Annotated in this window: 18 protein-coding genes; 9 read left to right on the forward strand and 9 right to left on the reverse strand. The window is 65.1% G+C overall.

Annotation, left to right across the window (positions count from 1 at the left end; translation table 11 throughout):
- Position 1: 1 nt before the first annotated feature.
- The 3 genes from Q0Q48_RS06815 to Q0Q48_RS06825 all read right to left on the reverse strand — a co-directional run bounded on the left by Q0Q48_RS06815 (position 2) and on the right by Q0Q48_RS06825 (position 5,856).
- Positions 2-1,135, reverse strand: coding sequence for an efflux RND transporter periplasmic adaptor subunit (locus tag Q0Q48_RS06815; protein ID WP_295135889.1), 1,134 nt, complete (start codon positions 1,133-1,135; stop codon positions 2-4).
- On the reverse strand, positions 1,132-1,815 hold the full coding sequence (locus Q0Q48_RS06820; RefSeq protein ID WP_295135891.1) for a TetR/AcrR family transcriptional regulator: 684 nt from the start codon (positions 1,813-1,815) through the stop codon (positions 1,132-1,134). The genes Q0Q48_RS06815 and Q0Q48_RS06820 overlap by 4 nt, the downstream gene beginning before the upstream one ends.
- A gap of 348 nt (positions 1,816-2,163) precedes the next feature.
- Positions 2,164-5,856 carry a vitamin B12-dependent ribonucleotide reductase gene (locus tag Q0Q48_RS06825; protein ID WP_295135893.1) on the reverse strand — a complete coding sequence of 1,231 codons (3,693 nt, stop codon included), beginning with the start codon at positions 5,854-5,856 and terminating at the stop codon, positions 2,164-2,166.
- Between the two features lie 297 nt (positions 5,857-6,153).
- Here Q0Q48_RS06825 and Q0Q48_RS06830 point away from each other — a divergent pair, with 297 nt between their 5' ends.
- The 4 genes from Q0Q48_RS06830 to Q0Q48_RS06845 are packed head-to-tail and all read left to right on the forward strand — an operon-like array spanning position 6,154 to position 7,675.
- A complete protein-coding gene (locus tag Q0Q48_RS06830; RefSeq protein ID WP_295135895.1) occupies positions 6,154-6,504 on the forward strand; it encodes an NADH:ubiquinone oxidoreductase subunit NDUFA12 in 351 nt (116 codons plus the stop codon).
- A gap of 30 nt (positions 6,505-6,534) precedes the next feature.
- The gene (mlaD, locus tag Q0Q48_RS06835) at positions 6,535-6,984 is read left to right on the forward strand and encodes an outer membrane lipid asymmetry maintenance protein MlaD (protein WP_295135897.1); all 450 of its coding nucleotides are present in this window, start codon (positions 6,535-6,537) and stop codon (positions 6,982-6,984) included.
- Positions 6,984-7,211: a hypothetical protein gene (locus tag Q0Q48_RS06840; protein WP_295135900.1), complete on the forward strand. Its 228-nt coding sequence runs from the start codon at positions 6,984-6,986 to the stop codon at positions 7,209-7,211. The genes mlaD and Q0Q48_RS06840 overlap by 1 nt, the downstream gene beginning before the upstream one ends.
- A gap of 2 nt (positions 7,212-7,213) precedes the next feature.
- The gene (locus Q0Q48_RS06845) at positions 7,214-7,675 is read left to right on the forward strand and encodes a DUF2155 domain-containing protein (protein WP_295135903.1); all 462 of its coding nucleotides are present in this window, start codon (positions 7,214-7,216) and stop codon (positions 7,673-7,675) included.
- On the opposite strand, the gene aat is transcribed toward Q0Q48_RS06845, so the two are convergent.
- The 5 genes from aat to Q0Q48_RS06870 form a co-directional block, all read right to left on the reverse strand.
- Positions 7,612-8,262, reverse strand: coding sequence for a leucyl/phenylalanyl-tRNA--protein transferase (gene aat / locus Q0Q48_RS06850; protein WP_366915270.1), 651 nt, complete (start codon positions 8,260-8,262; stop codon positions 7,612-7,614). The genes Q0Q48_RS06845 and aat overlap by 64 nt on opposite strands.
- 7 nt (positions 8,263-8,269) lie before the next feature.
- Positions 8,270-9,613, reverse strand: coding sequence for an acetyl-CoA carboxylase biotin carboxylase subunit (accC, locus tag Q0Q48_RS06855; protein WP_295136341.1), 1,344 nt, complete (start codon positions 9,611-9,613; stop codon positions 8,270-8,272).
- Positions 9,614-9,627: 14 nt separating this feature from the next.
- Positions 9,628-10,095 (reverse strand): acetyl-CoA carboxylase biotin carboxyl carrier protein, encoded by a 468-nt coding sequence (accB, locus tag Q0Q48_RS06860; protein WP_295135906.1) that lies wholly within the window; start codon positions 10,093-10,095, stop codon positions 9,628-9,630.
- A 22-nt stretch (positions 10,096-10,117) separates the two neighbouring features.
- Positions 10,118-10,582, reverse strand: coding sequence for a type II 3-dehydroquinate dehydratase (gene aroQ / locus Q0Q48_RS06865; protein ID WP_295135909.1), 465 nt, complete (start codon positions 10,580-10,582; stop codon positions 10,118-10,120).
- A gap of 65 nt (positions 10,583-10,647) precedes the next feature.
- The gene (locus Q0Q48_RS06870; protein ID WP_295135912.1) at positions 10,648-11,109 is read right to left on the reverse strand and encodes a MarR family transcriptional regulator; all 462 of its coding nucleotides are present in this window, start codon (positions 11,107-11,109) and stop codon (positions 10,648-10,650) included.
- 40 nt (positions 11,110-11,149) lie between these two features.
- On the opposite strand from Q0Q48_RS06870, the gene hppD reads away from it, so the two are divergent.
- From hppD to Q0Q48_RS06895, 5 genes are read left to right on the forward strand one after another with little or no spacing between them, the layout of a single operon-like run.
- Positions 11,150-12,241, forward strand: coding sequence for a 4-hydroxyphenylpyruvate dioxygenase (gene hppD / locus Q0Q48_RS06875; protein ID WP_295135915.1), 1,092 nt, complete (start codon positions 11,150-11,152; stop codon positions 12,239-12,241).
- Positions 12,242-12,291: 50 nt separating this feature from the next.
- On the forward strand, positions 12,292-13,440 hold the full coding sequence (locus Q0Q48_RS06880) for a homogentisate 1,2-dioxygenase (protein ID WP_295135918.1): 1,149 nt from the start codon (positions 12,292-12,294) through the stop codon (positions 13,438-13,440).
- A 13-nt stretch (positions 13,441-13,453) separates the two neighbouring features.
- Positions 13,454-14,446 (forward strand): fumarylacetoacetate hydrolase family protein, encoded by a 993-nt coding sequence (locus tag Q0Q48_RS06885; protein WP_295135921.1) that lies wholly within the window; start codon positions 13,454-13,456, stop codon positions 14,444-14,446.
- Between the two features lie 29 nt (positions 14,447-14,475).
- Positions 14,476-15,117, forward strand: coding sequence for a maleylacetoacetate isomerase (gene maiA / locus Q0Q48_RS06890; RefSeq protein WP_295135924.1), 642 nt, complete (start codon positions 14,476-14,478; stop codon positions 15,115-15,117).
- On the forward strand, positions 15,114-16,586 hold the full coding sequence (locus Q0Q48_RS06895; protein ID WP_295135926.1) for a hypothetical protein: 1,473 nt from the start codon (positions 15,114-15,116) through the stop codon (positions 16,584-16,586). The genes maiA and Q0Q48_RS06895 overlap by 4 nt, the downstream gene beginning before the upstream one ends.
- On the opposite strand, the gene Q0Q48_RS06900 is transcribed toward Q0Q48_RS06895, so the two are convergent.
- A complete protein-coding gene (locus Q0Q48_RS06900) occupies positions 16,583-17,344 on the reverse strand; it encodes a DsbA family protein (protein ID WP_295135928.1) in 762 nt (253 codons plus the stop codon). The genes Q0Q48_RS06895 and Q0Q48_RS06900 overlap by 4 nt on opposite strands.
- Between the last annotated feature and the right edge of the window lie 8 nt (positions 17,345-17,352).

A 17,352-nucleotide genomic window follows, 5' to 3' on the forward strand; every position in this document is an offset into this window, starting at 1 on the left:
CCTAGCGCGTCTCGACGATCTTGACCTTCTGGCCGGCATGAAGGCCGGGCAGCGGGGCGGAAACCACCGTCATGCCCGATTCCAGGCCTTTCACCTCGACCAGCTCGCCGCGTGACCAGGTGCGGACGGCGCCCACCGGCTTGCGCACCAGCGTTTCGTTCTCGACGACCAGCACGTAGTCGCCCTGATCGTCCTTGCGCATCGCCGAGGCAGGGACGGCGAGGGCATGGCCCTTCTCCTGCACGGTGACGGTGCCCGTGCCGAACAGGCCACCGCGCAGGGCCTCGTGACGATCCGTGATCTCGACGTAGACCGGAATCGAGCGCGAACCCGCCTGCGTGGTCGGGCTGATCCGGGTGATCCTGCCGTCGAACACGCGGTCGCCGAAGCCTTCGAGATCGACCCGCGCGCTTTGCCCGACCTTCATGCGGATCACGTCCGCGGCCGGCATCTGCGCCGCGATCTCGACGTGGCTGGTGTCGAGAAGGGCCAGGATCTTGCCGTCGATCGGCAGTGACTCGCCCTGGTTTGCAATTCGCTCGCCCACGACGCCGTCGAAGGGAGCCTTGACCTCGGCGTCGGCGAGATTCTTGCGCGCCACCTCGAGCTGAGCCTCGGCAACGGCGACCATGGAGGCTCGGTTCTCGGCCGTCGCACGCGCCTGGTCGGCGGCCGATTGCGAGACGATATTGCGGTTCGCCAGCGTCTCCTTGTCGGAACGGTCGCGCGCGGTCCAGCGCGCGTCGGCTCGCGCCGCTTCGAGGGCCGACTGCCGTTCGTTCAACTTTGCCTGCAACTCCGTCGTCTCGAAGCGGGCGAGCACCTGGCCCTCGGTAACCCGGTCGCCTTCGCGGACGAGCACCTCGGCCAAGCGGCCGGCAACGCGGCTCTTCACGATGGTCTGGTCGATCGGCTGGGTGGTGCCGGTGAAGCGGACGACATCGACGAGGCCGCGCGGCTTTATCGTGTGGATCTCGGCCGGAATCAGTTCCAGTGGACGATCGGCGGTCTTGGTCGCGGCGGCACCATCTCCGGCCGGCTTCGCTGCCTTGCCGTTCTTCCAGGCAGCCGCACCGCCTCCCAGCACGACGGCGGCGCCGACAATGGCAATGATGATCTTGGTGCTGGTCTTCATGGCCGGAGCCCTTTGAGAACAAAGTCGAGATAGGCGGTGTAGAATTGGTCTCCATCGATCTTCGAGGGATCGAAAGGTGCCAGGGAGCGCTTCCATACCGAGAACATGGCGAGGGGCTGGAGAATGACGATGGCCGTGGTTTCGAGGTCTGCAAGCGGGCGAAACTCGCCCTGTTCGACACCCCGGCGCAGTGTTCGGATGAAGAGGTCGCGGCCCCGTATATCGAAGTGCGTGCAGTAGAAGCGGGCGACGTCCGGGAAGTTCCCGGCCTCGGCCAGGATCAGCTTCACGACTCCGCCGGCCGGCGTCTCCTCGAAGGCGCGGAAGCCCGCCACCAGGGTGCGAAGCAACTCCTCGCTCGTTCCCTCGAAGTGGTCGATCACGTCATTGGCCTGCGCCAGCGGGCCGGCGACGGCTTCGGCGATGACGGCTTTGAAGAGTTCTTCCTTGTTCTTGAAATAGAGGTAGGGAAGTCCTTTGCTGACCGAGGCCTGCCGGGCGACGTCCTCAAGCTTCGTCGCCGCGAATCCGCGGGTCACGAAGAGTTCGAGGGCCGCCCGGGCGATCTCGGCCGCGCGATCTTCCGGCCGCCGCACTCGTGGGAACGCGGTCGAACTGCTATTGACTGACCGGTCAGTATTCATGTTCCGGCATGTAGTGCGAATGCCGGTCCGGTTCAAGCCGGAAAGAAAAAAGTCCGGCAGACCGAAGTCGCCGGACGCTTTGACTAGTTTCGCCTTTCCGCTTCCGAAAAACGAAAGCGTCGGATCGGCTTCAGGCTCGTCTTCTATTTAGGGGGCTTCCGGTGGGGCCCTGGAAGAGGGCACCCACGCGGAAGCCGAAAGGCGTTGTTAGAGGGGTCAAAGTCGCCTTTGACCTCCGCCCTTTCCTAATTACTGCTTCTTCTTCTTAACAGCCTTCTTCTTCGCAACTTTCTTCTTAGCAGCCATAACTGTCTCCTATGGTTAGCTATAGGGTCCCCAACCGCGAGGCCCCCGGGGTACGCCGGTACGCTACGCCACGCATGCTCAACTGCAGCCGGTGGTCCCACCGCAGGTCGTGCATTTGAGGCACGTCCCGTTGCGGACCATGGTGAAGTTGCCGCATTCCGGACATGCATCCCCTTCGAAGCCCTTGAGCCTGGCCTCGAGGACCAGTCCCAGTGGGGAGGAGGAGGTTTCTCCGAGCGCGACGCTGACGACGGCCGCCTTGGCGATGGGCGCCGAAGCGACGGTTGATCCGTCCGTCAGTCCGTTGGGCAGGGCGGCGCCGGCACTCGCCTCGTCGGCGATCGCGGCATTGCCGGCAGTCCTGCCGTTCAATACGTAAAGGTTGCTGCGCACATATCCGACGCTGGCGATGCGGCTCACCGCGGCAGCCGCCGCCTCTGCGGCAATCGTGCCGGGTGGCGGCAGCTCGCCCTGGATCTCGCCGCGGCCGACTCCGTCGGGCCGGAGGTCGGCCTGCTCGACGTGGCTCAGGTCGTTGCGCCCCAGATAGGAGATCGCGAGTTCGCGGAAGATGTAGTCGAGGACCGACGTCGACATCTTGATGGCGTCGTTGCCCTCGACCAGGCCTGACGGCTCGAAGCGCGTGAACGTGTAGGCCTCGACGAATTCCTCAAGTGGAACGCCGTACTGCAACCCGATCGAGATCGCGATGGCGAAGTTGTTCATGAGGCTGCGGAACGCCGCGCCTTCCTTGTGCATGTCGACGAAGATCTCGCCGACGCGACCGTCCTCGTACTCGCCGGTCCTCAGATAGACCTTGTGGCCGCCGACGTTCGCCTTCTGCGTATAGCCCTTGCGGCGCTGCGGCAGCCGCTCGCGGCCCGCCCGGACTTCGCGCTCTACGATGCGTTCGACGATCCGCTCGGCGATGATCGGCGCACGCGCGGCCGGCGACAGTTCGGCAAGATCGTCGTTGGCCGCGACGTCGTCACCCAGCGCCATCGCAGAGAGCGGCTGCGAAAGCTTGGAGCCGTCACGATAGAGGGCGTTTGCTTTCAATCCGAGCTTCCAGGAGGTCTCATAGGCCTTGCGGCAATCCTCGACCGTCGCTGCGTTGGGCATGTTGATGGTCTTGGAGATGGCGCCCGATACGAAGGGTTGTGCTGCAGCCATCATGCGTATGTGACTCTCCGCAGACAAGAAGCGTGTGCCATCTCGTCCACAGGGATTCGCACAATCAAACACGGAAAGATGTTCGCTCTTGAGATCGGGTGCGCCTTCGACGCTCATCGTACCGCAGGCGTGGATGTTTGCTGCCGCAACATCGCCGCGCGAGAAGCCGAGGCGTGTGAGGATGTCGAGCTTCGGATCGCACAGCGCCTCGTCGTCGAGGCCGAGCACCTCGCGGCAAAAGGAGTCGCCCAAAGTATGGCGCGAGAAGGCGAAGCGGATGTCGAAGGCCGTGGCGATCGCCTTGTCGATCCGAGTCAGGGTCGCGGCATCGAAGCCGCGCGCCGACAAGCTCTCGTGATTGATGGCGGGCGCTACGGCGAGCGAGCCGTGGCCCACGGCATGGCTGACAATGCGCGATATCGCGTCTTCGTTATAGCCCAGGGTGCGCAGCGCCAGTGGAACGGTCTGGTTGATGATCTTGAAGTAGCCGCCGCCGGCCAGCTTCTTGAACTTCACCAGCGAGAAATCGGGTTCGATGCCGGTGGTGTCGCAATCCATCACCAGCCCGATCGTGCCGGTGGGCGCGATAACGGAGACCTGGGCGTTGCGATAGCCGTGCCGCTCACCCAGTTCCAGCGCGCGGTCCCAGGCCCGGCGGGCTGCGGCGACGAGCCGGCTGTCCGCGCAGTTGGCCGCGTCGAGAGCCAGCGGTGCGATGGACAGGCCCTCATAGGCCTCCTTCGCCCCGTGGGCGGCCCGGCGATGGTTTCGGATGACCCGTAGCATCGGTGCGCGGTTGGCAGCGAAGCCGGGGAACGCTCCCATCAACCCGGCCATCTCCGCCGAGGTCGCGTAAGCGGTACCGGTCATGATCGCGGTGACCGCGCCGGCGATGGCCCGGCCCCGGGCGCTGTCATAGCCCAGGCCCGACGCCATCAGCAGCGCGCCGAGGTTGGCGTAGCCGAGGCCCAAGGTGCGGTACCGGTACGAAAGCTCGGCAATCCGGCGCGATGGGTACTGCGCCATCATCACGGAGATTTCGAGGACGACCGTCCACAGGCGACTGGCATGCTCCAGCGCCTCGACATCAATCGAGCCGTCTTCGCGCCGGAACCGCATGAGGTTCAGCGAGGCGAGATTGCACGCCGTGTCGTCGAGGAACATGTACTCCGAGCACGGGTTCGAGGCGTTGATGCGCCCCGACTCCGGGCAGGTGTGCCAGTCGTTGATCGTGGTATCGAACTGGACGCCGGGATCGGCCGAATGCCAGGCAGCCTCGGCGATCTGATCCCAGAGGAGGCGGGCGCCGATCGTGCGGGTGACCTTGCCGGTCGTGCGTGCGGTCAGCGACCAGGACCGGTCTTCCTCGACCGCGCGCAGGAACGCATCACTGACGCGCACCGAATTGTTGGCATTCTGACCGGAGACCGAGGCATAGGCCTCCGACTCCCAATCCGTATCGAAGGCCGGGAACTCGATGTGGCGATAACCCTGCCGTGCGAACTGGATGACCCGCTGGATGTAGTTTTCGGGCAGTTCGGCCTGCCGGGCTGCAACGATCTCGCGCCGCAGGTTCGGATTCCGCCGCGGATCGAACGCCGCGTCGCCGCCGCCGCCGTCGAGGCAGGCTTGCATGACGGCATTCAAATGGCGGTTGGCAAGGCGGGAGCCCGCGACCAGGGCGGCCACCTTCTGCTCCTCGAGCATCTTCCAGGAAATGAAGGCCTCGATGTCGGGATGGTCGATGTCAACAGTGACCATCTTTGCCGCGCGTCGCGTCGTGCCACCCGACTTGATCGCGCCAGCTGCCCGGTCACCGATCTTGAGGAACGACATCAGTCCCGACGAGGCTCCACCGCCGGAGAGCTTCTCGTTCTCGCCGCGTACGCGGGAGAAGTTGGAGCCGGTGCCGGACCCGTACTTGAAGAGGCGGGCCTCGCGGATCCACAGATCCATGATGCCGCCTTCGTTCACCAGATCGTCGGTGACGCTCTGGATGAAGCAGGCATGCGGTTGCGGCCGCTCATAGGCGGAGAGAGAGGGATGCGCCTCACCGTCGAGATGATCGACGAACCAGTGGCCTTGGCCCGGACCGTCGATGCCGTAGGCCCAATGAAGTCCGGTGTTGAACCATTGCGGCGAGTTGGGCGCGCAGATTTGCGCCGCGAGCATGAAGCACTGCTCGTCATAGAAGGATCGGGCGTCTTCCTCGCTGTCGAAGTAGCCGCCTTTCCAACCCCAGTAGGTCCAGGCGCCGGCCATGCGATGGAAAACCTGGCGCGCGCTGGTCTCGCTGCCGAAGCGATCGGCTTCCGGCAGCACGGCGAGAGCGGCCTCGTCGGGGATCGACCGCCACAGCCATTCGGGCAGGTCGGCCTCGGCGACGCGGATCATGCGCGCAGGAACGCCGGCGCGACGGAAATACTTCTGGGCGAGAACGTCGGACGCGACCTGAGACCACTCGGCCGGCACGTCGATGTTCTTCAACTGGAAGACGACGGAGCCGTCGGGATTGCGGATCTCGGAGTCGGCAGCACGAAATGCCATTCCTGTGAATGGTGAGTTGCCAGCTTGCGTATACCGACGCTCGAAGCGCATCGACGATCCCCCGTGCCCGTTCCCGTCAATTGGTTCCCTGTCGCGGGGGGTGTTCGATCCAAAATCGAACACGCACATATGGGCACGCGATGATAGTAAATTACAAAATCTTGTGTGCGCAACTATATTTTGTAGACCCGGCTGTTGATGGTACTAGATGATGCAAGTGCGCAACAGTCGACCGAAACCGTCATTCGCATGTTCTCGAGCGACATGAATCGCGTGTCGTTCGCGTCGCGTTGCACGCAATGGAGCGGCCGCGTACAAGCGGCGCATCATCTAAGAAGTGGTTGGTTCATGATCATCGGCACCTGGCTCTTCACGAAGATGCGCGGCGAACTCGTCGGCACGGATGCGGAAGGCAACCGCTACTTCCAGGACAAGCGCGTCGTGCCTGGAATGCGACGCAAGCGTTGGGTCATGTATAACGGCGTGGCCGAGGCCTCGCGTGTTCCTGCCGAATGGCATGGCTGGCTGCATCACACGCTCGCCGAACCGCCGCCCGCCGGCGGCGTGCCGCGCAAGCCGTGGCAGAAGGAGCATCTGCCCAATCTCACCGGCACCGACCATGCCTACAGGCCCCCGGGCCACTCCTTGTCCGAAGGCGAGAAGCCGAAGCCGGTTTACGAGGCTTGGCGGCCAGGCTGACGCTGCGGGCAGCGAGCGGGGGACAAGAGCGTGGGCCGAAATATTGTCGAGACGATCGTGGGCGCGTTGGTGCTGGTGGTGGCCGGCGCCTTCGTCGTCTATGCCTTTTCCAAGTCCGACCGCGCCGGACCGGGCGGATATGAACTCGTCGCCCGCTTTGGCCGCATCGACGGGCTGAAGCCTGGCGCGGACGTGACGTTGAGCGGCGTGAAGGTCGGCAGCGTGACCGGGTTCAGTCTCGATCCGAAGACCTATCAGGCCGTCGTACGTCTCGGCATTGCGTCGAACGTCAACCTGCCGGCCGATACGCACGCCAAGATCGTGAGCGAGTCGCTGTTGGGAGGCATGGTGATCGTGCTCGAGCCGGGCGGCGACAACACGATGCTGAAGAGCGGGGGCGTGATCGAGCAAACGCAGGACTCGATCCCGCTCACCGAGCTGATTGCCAAGTTCATGTTCGGCAGCACGGGAAGCAAGTGATGGGCGCCGACTCCCCGAAGGAACCCACCGTCTGGCGGCAGCCCGACGGCAAGCCGGTGTCGTGCCTCGAAAAGATCAAAGTCCTGAACCAGAACATACAGGAAATCGAAACCCTCTGCGCCGATGCGCTCGAGGACGGAGTTCTGATGGGATGCGACGCCGCGCAGATCAAGCAGGCGCTTCACGAGCTGATCGACGGGTTGACGCCGCCCCGCGCCAAAGGGTGAGCATGCGCGGCACGATCGTGCTTGCTGTCCTGGCGGCCGGGATCGGCGCGGCGTCCGCGCAGGCGCCGCTGCCTCCACCGCAACAGCCGCTGCAGCGTCCGGGCAACACCAACCTGCGGCCGGTACCGGACGGTCCGGGCATCCGGTCGGCCGAATTGCAGGGACTCGACAAGGTGACGGCGCGCACCCAGCGCTTTTATGCGCCGGTCGGGAAGTCGACGCGCTTCGGTACGCTGGAGATCACAGTCGGTGACTGCCTGGTGAATGTGCCCGAGGCACCCCCTGAATCCGTGGCCTATCTCACCATCATCGACCACAAGCCCGGTCAGGCGGAGGAGAAGCTGTTCGCTGGCTGGATGTTCGCCTCGACGCCGTCGCTGTCGGCGCTCGACCACGGCGTCTACGACCTGCGCGTGCTCTCCTGCACGATGGCGCAGGGATCGTCGCCGCCCAGCTCACGCTGAAAGACCGCCGGCCGGTCGATCGCCTCGGCCAGCCGTGCCTTGAAGTCGTCGCGCGGGATTTCGATCGCGCCAAAGCTGCGCAGATGCTCGGTCATGAACTGGCAGTCGAGCAGGGCGAATCCTCCCTTGATCAGCCGCGCCACCAGGTGAACCAGCGCTACCTTCGAGGCATCACGCTCGCGGCTGAACATGCTTTCGCCGAAGAAGGTGCCGCCGATCGAAACGCCGTAGAGACCGCCGACCAGCCGGCCGTCCACGCGACACTCCAGGCTGTGCGCATGGCCGCGCGCGTGCAACGCTGTGTAGAGGTCGACGATCGGCTCGTTGATCCAGCTTTCCGGATGACCGGGGCGCGGCTCGGCGCAGGCCCGTACCGTGTCCGCAAAGGCGGTGTCGGCGCTCACCTCGAAGTGGCCACTGCGGACCGTGCGGGCGAGCCGGTGCGAGAGATGAAAGCCATCGAGCGGCAGGACCGCGCGCTGGCGAGGATCGAGCCAGTAGAGCTTGGGATCGTCGCGACTCTCTCCCATGGGAAAGACGCCGATGCGATAGGCCTGGAGCAGGAGGTCGGGGGTGATCTCCAGCATCGCAACGCTATTTCTTTAGGCCGACCAGCTTCTCCAGCCAGTGGATGTCGTAGTCGCCGTCGATGAACGCCTGCTCGCCGATGATGCGCTGGTGCAGCGGAGTCGTCGTGTCGATGCCACCGATCACGAACTCTTCGAGCGAGCGGCGTAGCCGCATTAAGCATTCGTTGCGGCTGCTGCCGTTCACGATCAGCTTGGCGACCATCGAATCATAGTAGGGCGGGATCGAATAGCCGGCATAGAGGCCGGAATCGACACGCACGCCCAGCCCGCCCGGTGCGTGATAGTCGGTGACGAGGCCGGGGCAGGGCACGAAGGTCTCGGGATGCTCGGCATTGATCCGGCACTCGATGGCGTGGCCCTGGATCACGATGTCCTTCTGCGTAAGCGCCAGCGGCGATCCGGAGGCGATGCGGATCTGCTCGCGCACCAAGTCGATGCCGGTCACCGCCTCGGTGATCGGATGCTCGACCTGGAGGCGCGTGTTCATCTCGATGAAGTAGAACTCGCCGTCCTGGAACAGGAACTCCATCGTGCCGGCGCCGCGATACTTGAGGCTCCGCACGGCATCGGCCGCCAGCTCGCCGATCCTGTTTCGCTGCTCGGCATTCAGCGCGGGCGAGGGAGCTTCCTCGAGCACCTTCTGGTGGCGCCGTTGCAGCGAGCAGTCGCGCTCGCCGAGATGGATGCCGGCGCCCAGCCCGTCACCCAGTACCTGGATCTCGATATGGCGCGGCCGCGCGAGATACTTCTCCAGATAGACCGCGTCGTTGCTGAAGGCGGCCTTGGCTTCAGCGCGCGCGAGCGAGAAGGCTTCCGCGGCCGCCTCGGCATTCTCCACGACCTTCATGCCGCGTCCGCCGCCGCCGGCAACGGCCTTGATGAGCACGGGCCAGCCGATCTTGCCGCCCAGCTCGATCACTTCCTCGACCGACTCCACGGGGCCGGGCGAGCCCGGAACCAGCGGCAGTCCGAGCTCCTTAGCGGTCTGCTTGGCCACGATCTTGTCGCCCATCATGGAGATGTGCTGTGGCGTCGGCCCGATGAAGGTGAAGCCGTGTGCCTCGACAGCCTCGGCGAAGCGGGCATTCTCCGAGAGGAAGCCGTAGCCGGGATGGATCGCATCGGCGCCGGCAATGGTTGCTGCCGACAGGATCGCGGGAATGTTGAGGTAGCTCTCGCGGGCCGGGGGCGGGCCGATACACACCGATTCATCTGCCAGCCGCACATGCATCGCGTCGCTGTCGGCGGTCGAGTGGACCGCGACGGTCTGGATACCCATCTCGCGGCAGGCGCGATGGATGCGGAGCGCGATCTCGCCGCGGTTTGCGATCAGGACCTTGTCGAACATCGGTGCCGAGGCCCTCACTCGACGATCATCAGCGGTTCGCCGAATTCAACCGGCCGGGCATTCTCGATCAGGACCTGCATGACCGTGCCGGCCCTGGGTGCCTTGATCGGATTGAAGGTCTTCATCGCCTCGATGATCAGCAGGGTCTGGCCGGCCGTCACCTTGTCGCCCACGGAGACGAAATTCGGCTTGCCGGGCTCCGGGGCCAGATAGGCCGTACCGACCATCGGCGACTTCACGACGCCGGGGTGCTTGGACAGGTCGCCGCCGGCTGCCGCGGGCGCGGCTGCAGCCGACGCGGCGGGAGCGGCTGCAGGCGCCGCAGCCATCACCACCGGCGCTGCCTGTGCGACAGGGGCGGTCGGTCGGGCGACGCGGATGCGCCGCTCGCCGTCAGCCAGCTCGATCTCGCCGAGTTTGGTCTCTTCGAGGATCGCCGCCAGCTTGCGGACGAACTCGGTATCCAGTTCGAACTTTGCCATGGAGAAACGCTCCCGATGTTGGTCAGCGTGCCAGCAGGCGCGCCAGCGCCTGGAGGGCCAGGAGATAGCCTTGAGTGCCGAGACCCGCGATCACCCCGACTGCGGCCGGGCTAATGTACGAATGATGGCGGAAGCTCTCACGCTTGTAGATGTTGGAAAGATGGACTTCGATGGCCGGCAGCTCGGCGGCGTTCAGCGCGTCGAGCAGGGCCACGGACGTATGGGTATAGGCGCCGGCATTGATGACGATGCCGGAATTGCCCTCTCGCGCGGCCTGGATGCGGTCGACCAGCACACCCTCATGATTGCTCTGCGCGAACTCGACCTCGAGGCCGAGGCGAGCCGCCTCGGCGCGGCACGCCGCCTCGACGTCCGCCAGCGTCTCGCGGCCGTAGATCTCCGGCTGACGCTTGCCCAGCATGTTGAGGTTGGGCCCATTGAGCACCAGCACCGGCTTGGCCGGGGGGCGCTGGGCGGCCTTAGCCAATCCTGCCTCCGAGAATCACAAGAGGCGGGCGTTATAGCATGGGGAGTCGGGGCCACAAGGCGGCCTCAGGGATGGTTTCTCAACAGCTTGGCGTGGGCGAACAAGCGGTCACACAAGGCGTTGAGGGTGCGTCGCTCCTCGGCCGACAGGGCCTGGTAGAGTTCGGCCTCGTATTCCAGGGCCAATGGAACGATTTCGTCATGCATCGTGCTTCCCTTGGCCGTCAGTCTGAGAGGTTCCCGCCGGCGGTCCTCCTGATCGGTCGCACGCTCGACCAGGCCGCGCTTCATCAAGCCGGCGACGGCACGGCTGACCGCTACCTTGTCCATGACGATGCGCAGCCCCACCTCGGAGGCGGTTAGGGGGGCGAACCGCCCCAGGGCCGCCATCACCCGCCACTGGGTGACGCTCAGCCCGTACGGCTCGGCATAGAGGTCGTGCAGGGATTCGCTCACAAGCTGAGCGAGCACGGACAGCCGGTAGGGGAGGAATTTCTCCAGTTCGAGGGCTTGCGCTTCGGTCGGCATAATAGTTACATTTGAAACTAATTCAGCCGGGAGGTCAAACATGGCAAGTGTCGGCGACGCCAAGGTCCTGGAGATCGACGACGTGAACCCGATGGGCACGGACGGGTTCGAGTTCGTCGAATACACTGCCCCCGATCCCGCGGCGCTCGGCGCCCTGTTCGAGAGCATGGGCTTCACCAAGGTGGCCAGGCATCGCTCCAAGGACGTCTCGCTCTATCGACAGGGCGGCGTGAACTTCATCATCAACGCCGAGAAGGAGAGCTTCGCCCAGGGCTTTGCGCGCGTACACGGACCCAGCGTCTGTGCCATCGCGTTCCGCGTGAAGAACGCCGGCGCCGCGTACAAGCGGGCGCTGTCGCTGGGCGCCTGGGGCGTCGAGGGCAAGGTCGGGCCGATGGAGCTCAACATCCCGGCCATCAAGGGCATCGGCGATTCGCTGCTCTATCTTGTGGACCGCTATGGCGACCGCGGCTCGATCTACGATGTCGATTTCGAGTACCTGCCGGGCGTCGACCGCAATCCCCAGGGCGTGGGCCTCACCTACATCGACCACCTCACCCACAACGTGCATCGCGGCCGCATGGCCGAATGGGCCGACTTCTACGAGCGGCTCTTCAATTTCCGCGAGATCCGCTACTTCGACATCGAGGGCAAGCTCACCGGCCTCAAGTCGAAGGCGATGACCAGCCCGTGCGGCAAGATCCGCATCCCGATCAACGAGAGCACCGACGACAAGTCACAGATCCAGGAATATCTCTCCGCCTATCACGGCGAGGGCATCCAGCATATCGCGCTGGGCACCGGCGACATCTACGAGACGGTCGAGACGCTGAAAGGGAAGGGCGTACCCTTCCAGACCGTGCCCGACACCTACTACGAGCAGGTCGACGAGCGACTGCCGGGGCATGGCGAGGATCTGGCGCGGCTCGCGGCCGACCGCATCCTGATCGACGGCGCGCCGACCAAGGGCGGCGGGCTGCTGCTGCAGATCTTCACCCAGACGGTGATCGGCCCGATCTTCTTCGAGATCATACAGCGCCGTGGCAATGAAGGTTTCGGCGAGGGCAATTTCCGCGCGCTGTTCGAATCCATCGAACTCGACCAGATCCGTCGCGGTGTGTTGAAGGCCTAGACAAACGAAACGAACGAAACCAGCGAATCGAAAAAACGACGGAGGGAACCATGGCCAAGAACTGGATTCCGTTGCGCCAGGTAGAGGGCATCGCCTCGCGCCAGGCCCATGTGCGCTTGCCTGAGGGCACCTACGAGCGCGAGATCAGCAAGGAAGGATTCTTCGGGCCCTCCGCGCAGTTCCACCACAAGCACAAGCCGACCGATTGGGTCGAATTCGACGGCCCGATCCGCCCGCGCGCGCTCGACCTCAACAAGCTGGCGACGCCCCGGACCAATCCCTGGGAAGCCGATCTGGTCATGGCCAACAGCCATATGCAGATGCGCTTCTGGCGGCTGGACGAGCCGATGCGGGAGCTGGTTCGCAACAGCGACGGCGATCAGCTGCTGTTCGTCCACGAGGGCAACGGCGCGCTCTTCTGCGACTACGGGCATCTCGACTATGTCGAGGGCGACTATCTCGTCATCCCGCGGGGCACGATGTGGCGCCTGGAGCCCGTGAAGCCCACCGTTGCGCTGATGATCGAGGCGACCAACGATCATTTCACATTGCCGGAGAAGGGCCTGGTTGGCCACCACGCCATCTTTGATCCGGCGATGCTCGACACGCCGCGCATCGACGAGGCCTTCCGCGCCCAGCAGGACGAGCGCACCTGGAAAGTCTCGGTGAAGCGGCGCAATGCGCTCTCGACCGTGACCTATCCCTTCAATCCGCTCGACGCGGTGGGCTGGCACGGCGATCTCAGCGTCGTCCGCATCAACTGGCGCGACCTGCGGCCGCTGATGAGCCACCGCGTGCATCTGCCGCCCTCGGCGCACACGACCTGGGCCACCAGCCGCTTCGTCGTCTGCACCTTCGTGCCACGCCCGCTGGAGAGCGATCCGGAGGCGTTGCGCCTGCCGTTCTTCCACAACAACGACGATTTCGAGGAAGTGATCTTCTATCACAAGGGCAGCTTCTTCAGCCGTGACAACATCCACCCGGGCATGATGACGGTGCATCCCACCGGCTTTACGCACGGCCCGCATCCCAAGGCTTTCAACGCTGCCACCAAGGGCGGCAAGACCGAGACCGACGAGGTCGCGGTGATGATCGATACGCGCGATGCGATCGATGTCGCGGAGATGCCGGCCGGTGTCGAGTTCGAAGGGTACGTGAAGTCCTGGCGGCCGCAGGACATGAAGCAGGCTGCGGAATAGGGAAGGCGCCACAATGAAGCTGGGATCGCTCAAGGAAGGCGGCCGCGACGGCACGCTGATCGTCGTGAATCGCGACCTGACGCGCGGCGTCCGGGCCACGACCGTCGCACCAACGATGCAGAAGGCGCTCGACGACTGGGCCACCGCCGCGCCGAAGCTGCGGGCGCTGGCCGAGCAGCTCGAGGACGACAAGGCGGTCGGCTCGTTCGAGCTCGACACGACCGCGCTGGCGGCGCCCCTGCCGCGCGCCTACCAGTGGGCCGACGGCTCGGCCTATGTCGTGCACGTCGAGCTGGTGCGCAAGGCGCGCGGTGTGGAGATGCCGCCGTCCTTCTGGACCGATCCGCTGATGTACCAGGGCGGTTCGGACTCCTTCATCGGTCCCAATGACGAGATCGAGATGGCGGACGAGGCCTGGGGCATCGATTTCGAGGGGGAGATCGGCGTAATGGTCGACGACGTACCGATGGGTATCTCGCCGGAGGCCGCCCGAAAGCACATCAAGCTGGTGACGATCCTGAACGACGTGTCGCTGCGCAACGTCATCGTGGGCGAGCTGGCCAAGGGCTTCGGCTTCTTCCATGGCAAGCCCGCGACGGCCTTCGCGCCCGTTGCCGTGACGCCTGAAGAGCTGGGCGACGACTGGAACGGGGCGCGGCTCGACCGGCCGCTGATCTCCACCCTGAACGGCAAGGAATTCGGGCATCCCAATGCCGCCACGGACCTGACCTTCGACTTCGGCCAGCTGATTGCGCACGCCGCGCGCACACGGCACCTCGAGGCCGGCACCATCGTCGGCTCCGGAACGGTGGCGAATCGCGATCCGGCCGTCGGCTGCTCCTGCATTGCCGAGCGGCGTGTGCGCGAGACGCTCGAGGGCGGCAAGCCGGTGACTCCGTTCATGAGTTTCGGCGATCACATCCGCATCGAGATGTTCGACCGTGCCGGCAAGTCGATCTTCGGGGCCATCGACCAGAAGGTCGTGCGCTACACGCCGCCCGCCTGAGCCGTGCTAGAGTGGCCGCGGAGGCGGTCATGAAGCTCATCGGCTATTTTCGGTCCTCGGCGGCGTATCGCGTGCGCATCGCGCTCAACCTGAAGGGCATCTCGGTGGAGCACGCGTCGCGGCACCTGCGGAAGGGCGAGCAGTTTTCGGACGACTACGCGGCGCTCAATCCGCAGAAGCTCGTGCCGTCGCTCGTCCTCGACGACGGGACGGTGCTGACTCAGTCGCTGGCCATCCTGGAGTATCTTGAGGAGACGCATCCCGAGCCTCCGCTGCTGCCGAGGGATGCGGTCGGCCGGGCGAGGGTGCGGGCCTTGTCGCTGATCGTCAGTGCGGACATCCACCCGATCCAGAATCTCCGCGTCATGGCCTACCTCAGGCACAAATTCGACCAGACGGAGGAGAGCGCGTTCGCCTGGTCGCGACACTGGATCGAGACAGGTTTCGATGCCTACGAGGCGACCCTGGACCAAGGGAGCGCCGGCGTGTTCAGCCATGGCGACCATCCTACGATGGCTGACATGTGCCTGGTGCCGCAGGTCTTCAACGCAACGCGCTTCAAGGTCGACATGAGGCGCTATCCGACCATCCAGCGCATCTATGACGCCTGCATGAAGCATCCCGCCTTCGATGCTGCCCAGCCCTCGAAGCAGCCGGATGCCGAACCGTGAGGAAATCCGTCATCGCTCTCGGCGCCGTCATCGCCCTGATCGGGATCGGCGCTGCAGCAATCCCGTTTGCCGAGGGCGTGGCCGCTTCCCGTCTCAAGGCCGGACTCGCGCAGAATGGCGTTCAGGTCGAAACGGTGAAGGTGCGCCTGCTTGACCGCAGCATCGAGTTGCGCGGCGTGGCCGGTGGACCGAACGGCGAACTCAAGATCGACGAATGGCAGGCATCCGGGCTTGCCTGGCCGCTGGACGAACTGCTGAAGGGACGCCTGCCGTTCCGCGGCCTGAACTGGGGCGATCCCCTGCACGTGGCGCGTCTTCACCTGCGTAACTTCCGATTGGCCGAGCCGGACGCCGGCAATTCCTGGACCATCGGAGAGCTGATCGGCACCAATATCGACCTGCCACGCTACGATTCGAACTATGACGGGCCGTTTCGCAACGAGGTGATGGTGGCCCGCCTGCTGGGGGCGCTCTCGGTGGATCGCCTGGAGCAGAGCGATTTCACCTACACGTCTTTGGAGCTGATGACCCAGAGCATGGGCCGGCTCTCCATGACGGGGTACGTGCGGGGACTGATCGACTCGCTCAAGATCACGGACTTGCAGGTCAAGCCGGCAGGCGCGCGTGTGGCCGGAGTCACGGTTGCCGACACCCGGGCACGGGGCATCGACCTGCGCCGACCGATTGCCCTGGCCTCGTCACTCGACTGGGAGCCTGGAATGCCGATCGGCCGGGTTCCCGTGGCCGAGGGGCGGCTGTCGGGTTTTGGCGGCGATCTCCTGACGCGCTACGGTCTGTCGCTGGGCAGCGTTTCGACCGAGACGAAGCGCGAAAGCGGCGACGTCAGCCGGTCGCGCATGCGCATCGAGGGGTTCGTGCTGGCGCCGTCGCTGCGCAGCGTCGAGGCGCTCGGCATGCGCATGGTCCTGCAGTCGATGAACCTGAAGGAGGTGCGGCTGGGCTTCGACTGCAGCACCATCGAGGATCGCGCCCGCCACGCGCTGAAGGTCGAGGACTGCAAGCTGGACGGTCCGGACCTGATCGATATCTCTCTGGCAGCGCGGATCATCGACACGGACGACGAGTTCTGGCGATCGGTCGACGAAGCCGACATCCTTGGCCTGCTGGGGACCAAGGCGGCGCTGGCCTCGGCCAGCTTGGTGGTTGCCGACAGGAGCCTCCTTCAGCGCAGCCTGCAGGCGAAGGCGCGGCTCAGCGGTCAGCCGGTGGCGGCGGAGCGCGCGGCTCTGGCAGCCGAAATCCGGCGCTATCAACCCCCTGGCGTGCTGATCACTCAGGATATGTCGAAGCTGCTCGATGCGGTCGCCCGCTTCGTCGAGCAGGGCGGCACGCTCACCGTCGAGGCCGCGCCGCAACCGGCGCTGGGCCTGGAAAAGCTCGACTACCTCCTGAAGCCGGGCGCCGACCTCGTAAACGCCCTCGGCCTCACCGCGACGGTGTCGCGCTAGCTCTTGCGGGCGTCGGCGATCAGGGCCTTCAGGGACTCGGCGTCGACCGCGCCCGGCACGAACTGCTTGCCGATGACGAAGGCTGGCGTGCCGCGCACGCCGAGCGCCGCGGCGAGCGCCATGTTGCGGTCGATGATCTGCTTCAGCTTGGGATCTTCCATGTCCTTCTCGAGCTGCGCCACGTCGATGCCAACCGACACGGCGGTCTGCAGGATCTTCTCGCGGTCGAGCTTGCCGTTGAACTCCATCAGCGCGTTGTGCAGCGCCTGGTGCTTGCCCTGCTTGATCGAGGCGAGGGCGGCGAGAGCGGCGATGCGCGACGGCTCGCCGAGGATCGGCAGGTCCTTGTAGATGATCTTCACCTTGCCGTCGGCGCCGGTGACCGACTTCACCGCCTGGTATGCGCGCTTGCAGTAGGGGCACTGGTAGTCGTTGAACTCGACGATGGTGACGTCGCCCGCAGGATTGCCGCTAATGGGGCTGTCGGGATCACGGAACAGCTCGGCCTCGTTCTGGCCGATCGCCTTCACCGCCACGGCATCGCGCTGCGAATCCTGCTTGCGCTCGAGCTCCTGCATGGCATCGACCAGGACTTCCGGATTGGCCATCAGATAGGCCCGGATGCTGTTGCCGAGATCGGATGGGACGGAAGCGCTGGCGGCCGGGGGCGGAGCGCTGGGTGCTGCAGGCACCGCGGCAACGCGGGACGGGCTCGTGCGGATCGCGGCGACGGCGCCGACGATGACCAGGCCAGCCATGAAAGCCA

The sequence above is a fragment of the uncultured Reyranella sp. genome (genome assembly GCF_945957355.1).
In the GTDB taxonomy this organism is placed as follows: domain Bacteria; phylum Pseudomonadota; class Alphaproteobacteria; order Reyranellales; family Reyranellaceae; genus Reyranella.

Excerpts from the sequence above, each read along its gene's own strand:
- Q0Q48_RS06815 (WP_295135889.1), bottom strand. The coding sequence starts at position 1,135 with ATGAAGACCAGCACCAAGATCATCATTGCCATTGTCGGCGCCGCCGTC.
- Q0Q48_RS06825 (WP_295135893.1), bottom strand. The coding sequence starts at position 5,856 with ATGCGCTTCGAGCGTCGGTATACGCAAGCTGGCAACTCACCATTCACA.
- Q0Q48_RS06830 (WP_295135895.1), top strand. The coding sequence starts at position 6,154 with ATGATCATCGGCACCTGGCTCTTCACGAAGATGCGCGGCGAACTCGTC.
- Q0Q48_RS06840 (WP_295135900.1), top strand. The coding sequence starts at position 6,984 with ATGGGCGCCGACTCCCCGAAGGAACCCACCGTCTGGCGGCAGCCCGAC.
- Q0Q48_RS06845 (WP_295135903.1), top strand. The coding sequence starts at position 7,214 with ATGCGCGGCACGATCGTGCTTGCTGTCCTGGCGGCCGGGATCGGCGCG.
- aat (WP_366915270.1), bottom strand. The coding sequence starts at position 8,262 with ATGCTGGAGATCACCCCCGACCTCCTGCTCCAGGCCTATCGCATCGGC.
- accC (WP_295136341.1), bottom strand. The coding sequence starts at position 9,613 with ATGTTCGACAAGGTCCTGATCGCAAACCGCGGCGAGATCGCGCTCCGC.
- accB (WP_295135906.1), bottom strand. The coding sequence starts at position 10,095 with ATGGCAAAGTTCGAACTGGATACCGAGTTCGTCCGCAAGCTGGCGGCG.
- Q0Q48_RS06870 (WP_295135912.1), bottom strand. The coding sequence starts at position 11,109 with ATGCCGACCGAAGCGCAAGCCCTCGAACTGGAGAAATTCCTCCCCTAC.
- hppD (WP_295135915.1), top strand. The coding sequence starts at position 11,150 with ATGGCAAGTGTCGGCGACGCCAAGGTCCTGGAGATCGACGACGTGAAC.
- Q0Q48_RS06880 (WP_295135918.1), top strand. The coding sequence starts at position 12,292 with ATGGCCAAGAACTGGATTCCGTTGCGCCAGGTAGAGGGCATCGCCTCG.
- Q0Q48_RS06885 (WP_295135921.1), top strand. The coding sequence starts at position 13,454 with ATGAAGCTGGGATCGCTCAAGGAAGGCGGCCGCGACGGCACGCTGATC.
- maiA (WP_295135924.1), top strand. The coding sequence starts at position 14,476 with ATGAAGCTCATCGGCTATTTTCGGTCCTCGGCGGCGTATCGCGTGCGC.
- Q0Q48_RS06900 (WP_295135928.1), bottom strand. The coding sequence starts at position 17,344 with ATGGCTGGCCTGGTCATCGTCGGCGCCGTCGCCGCGATCCGCACGAGC.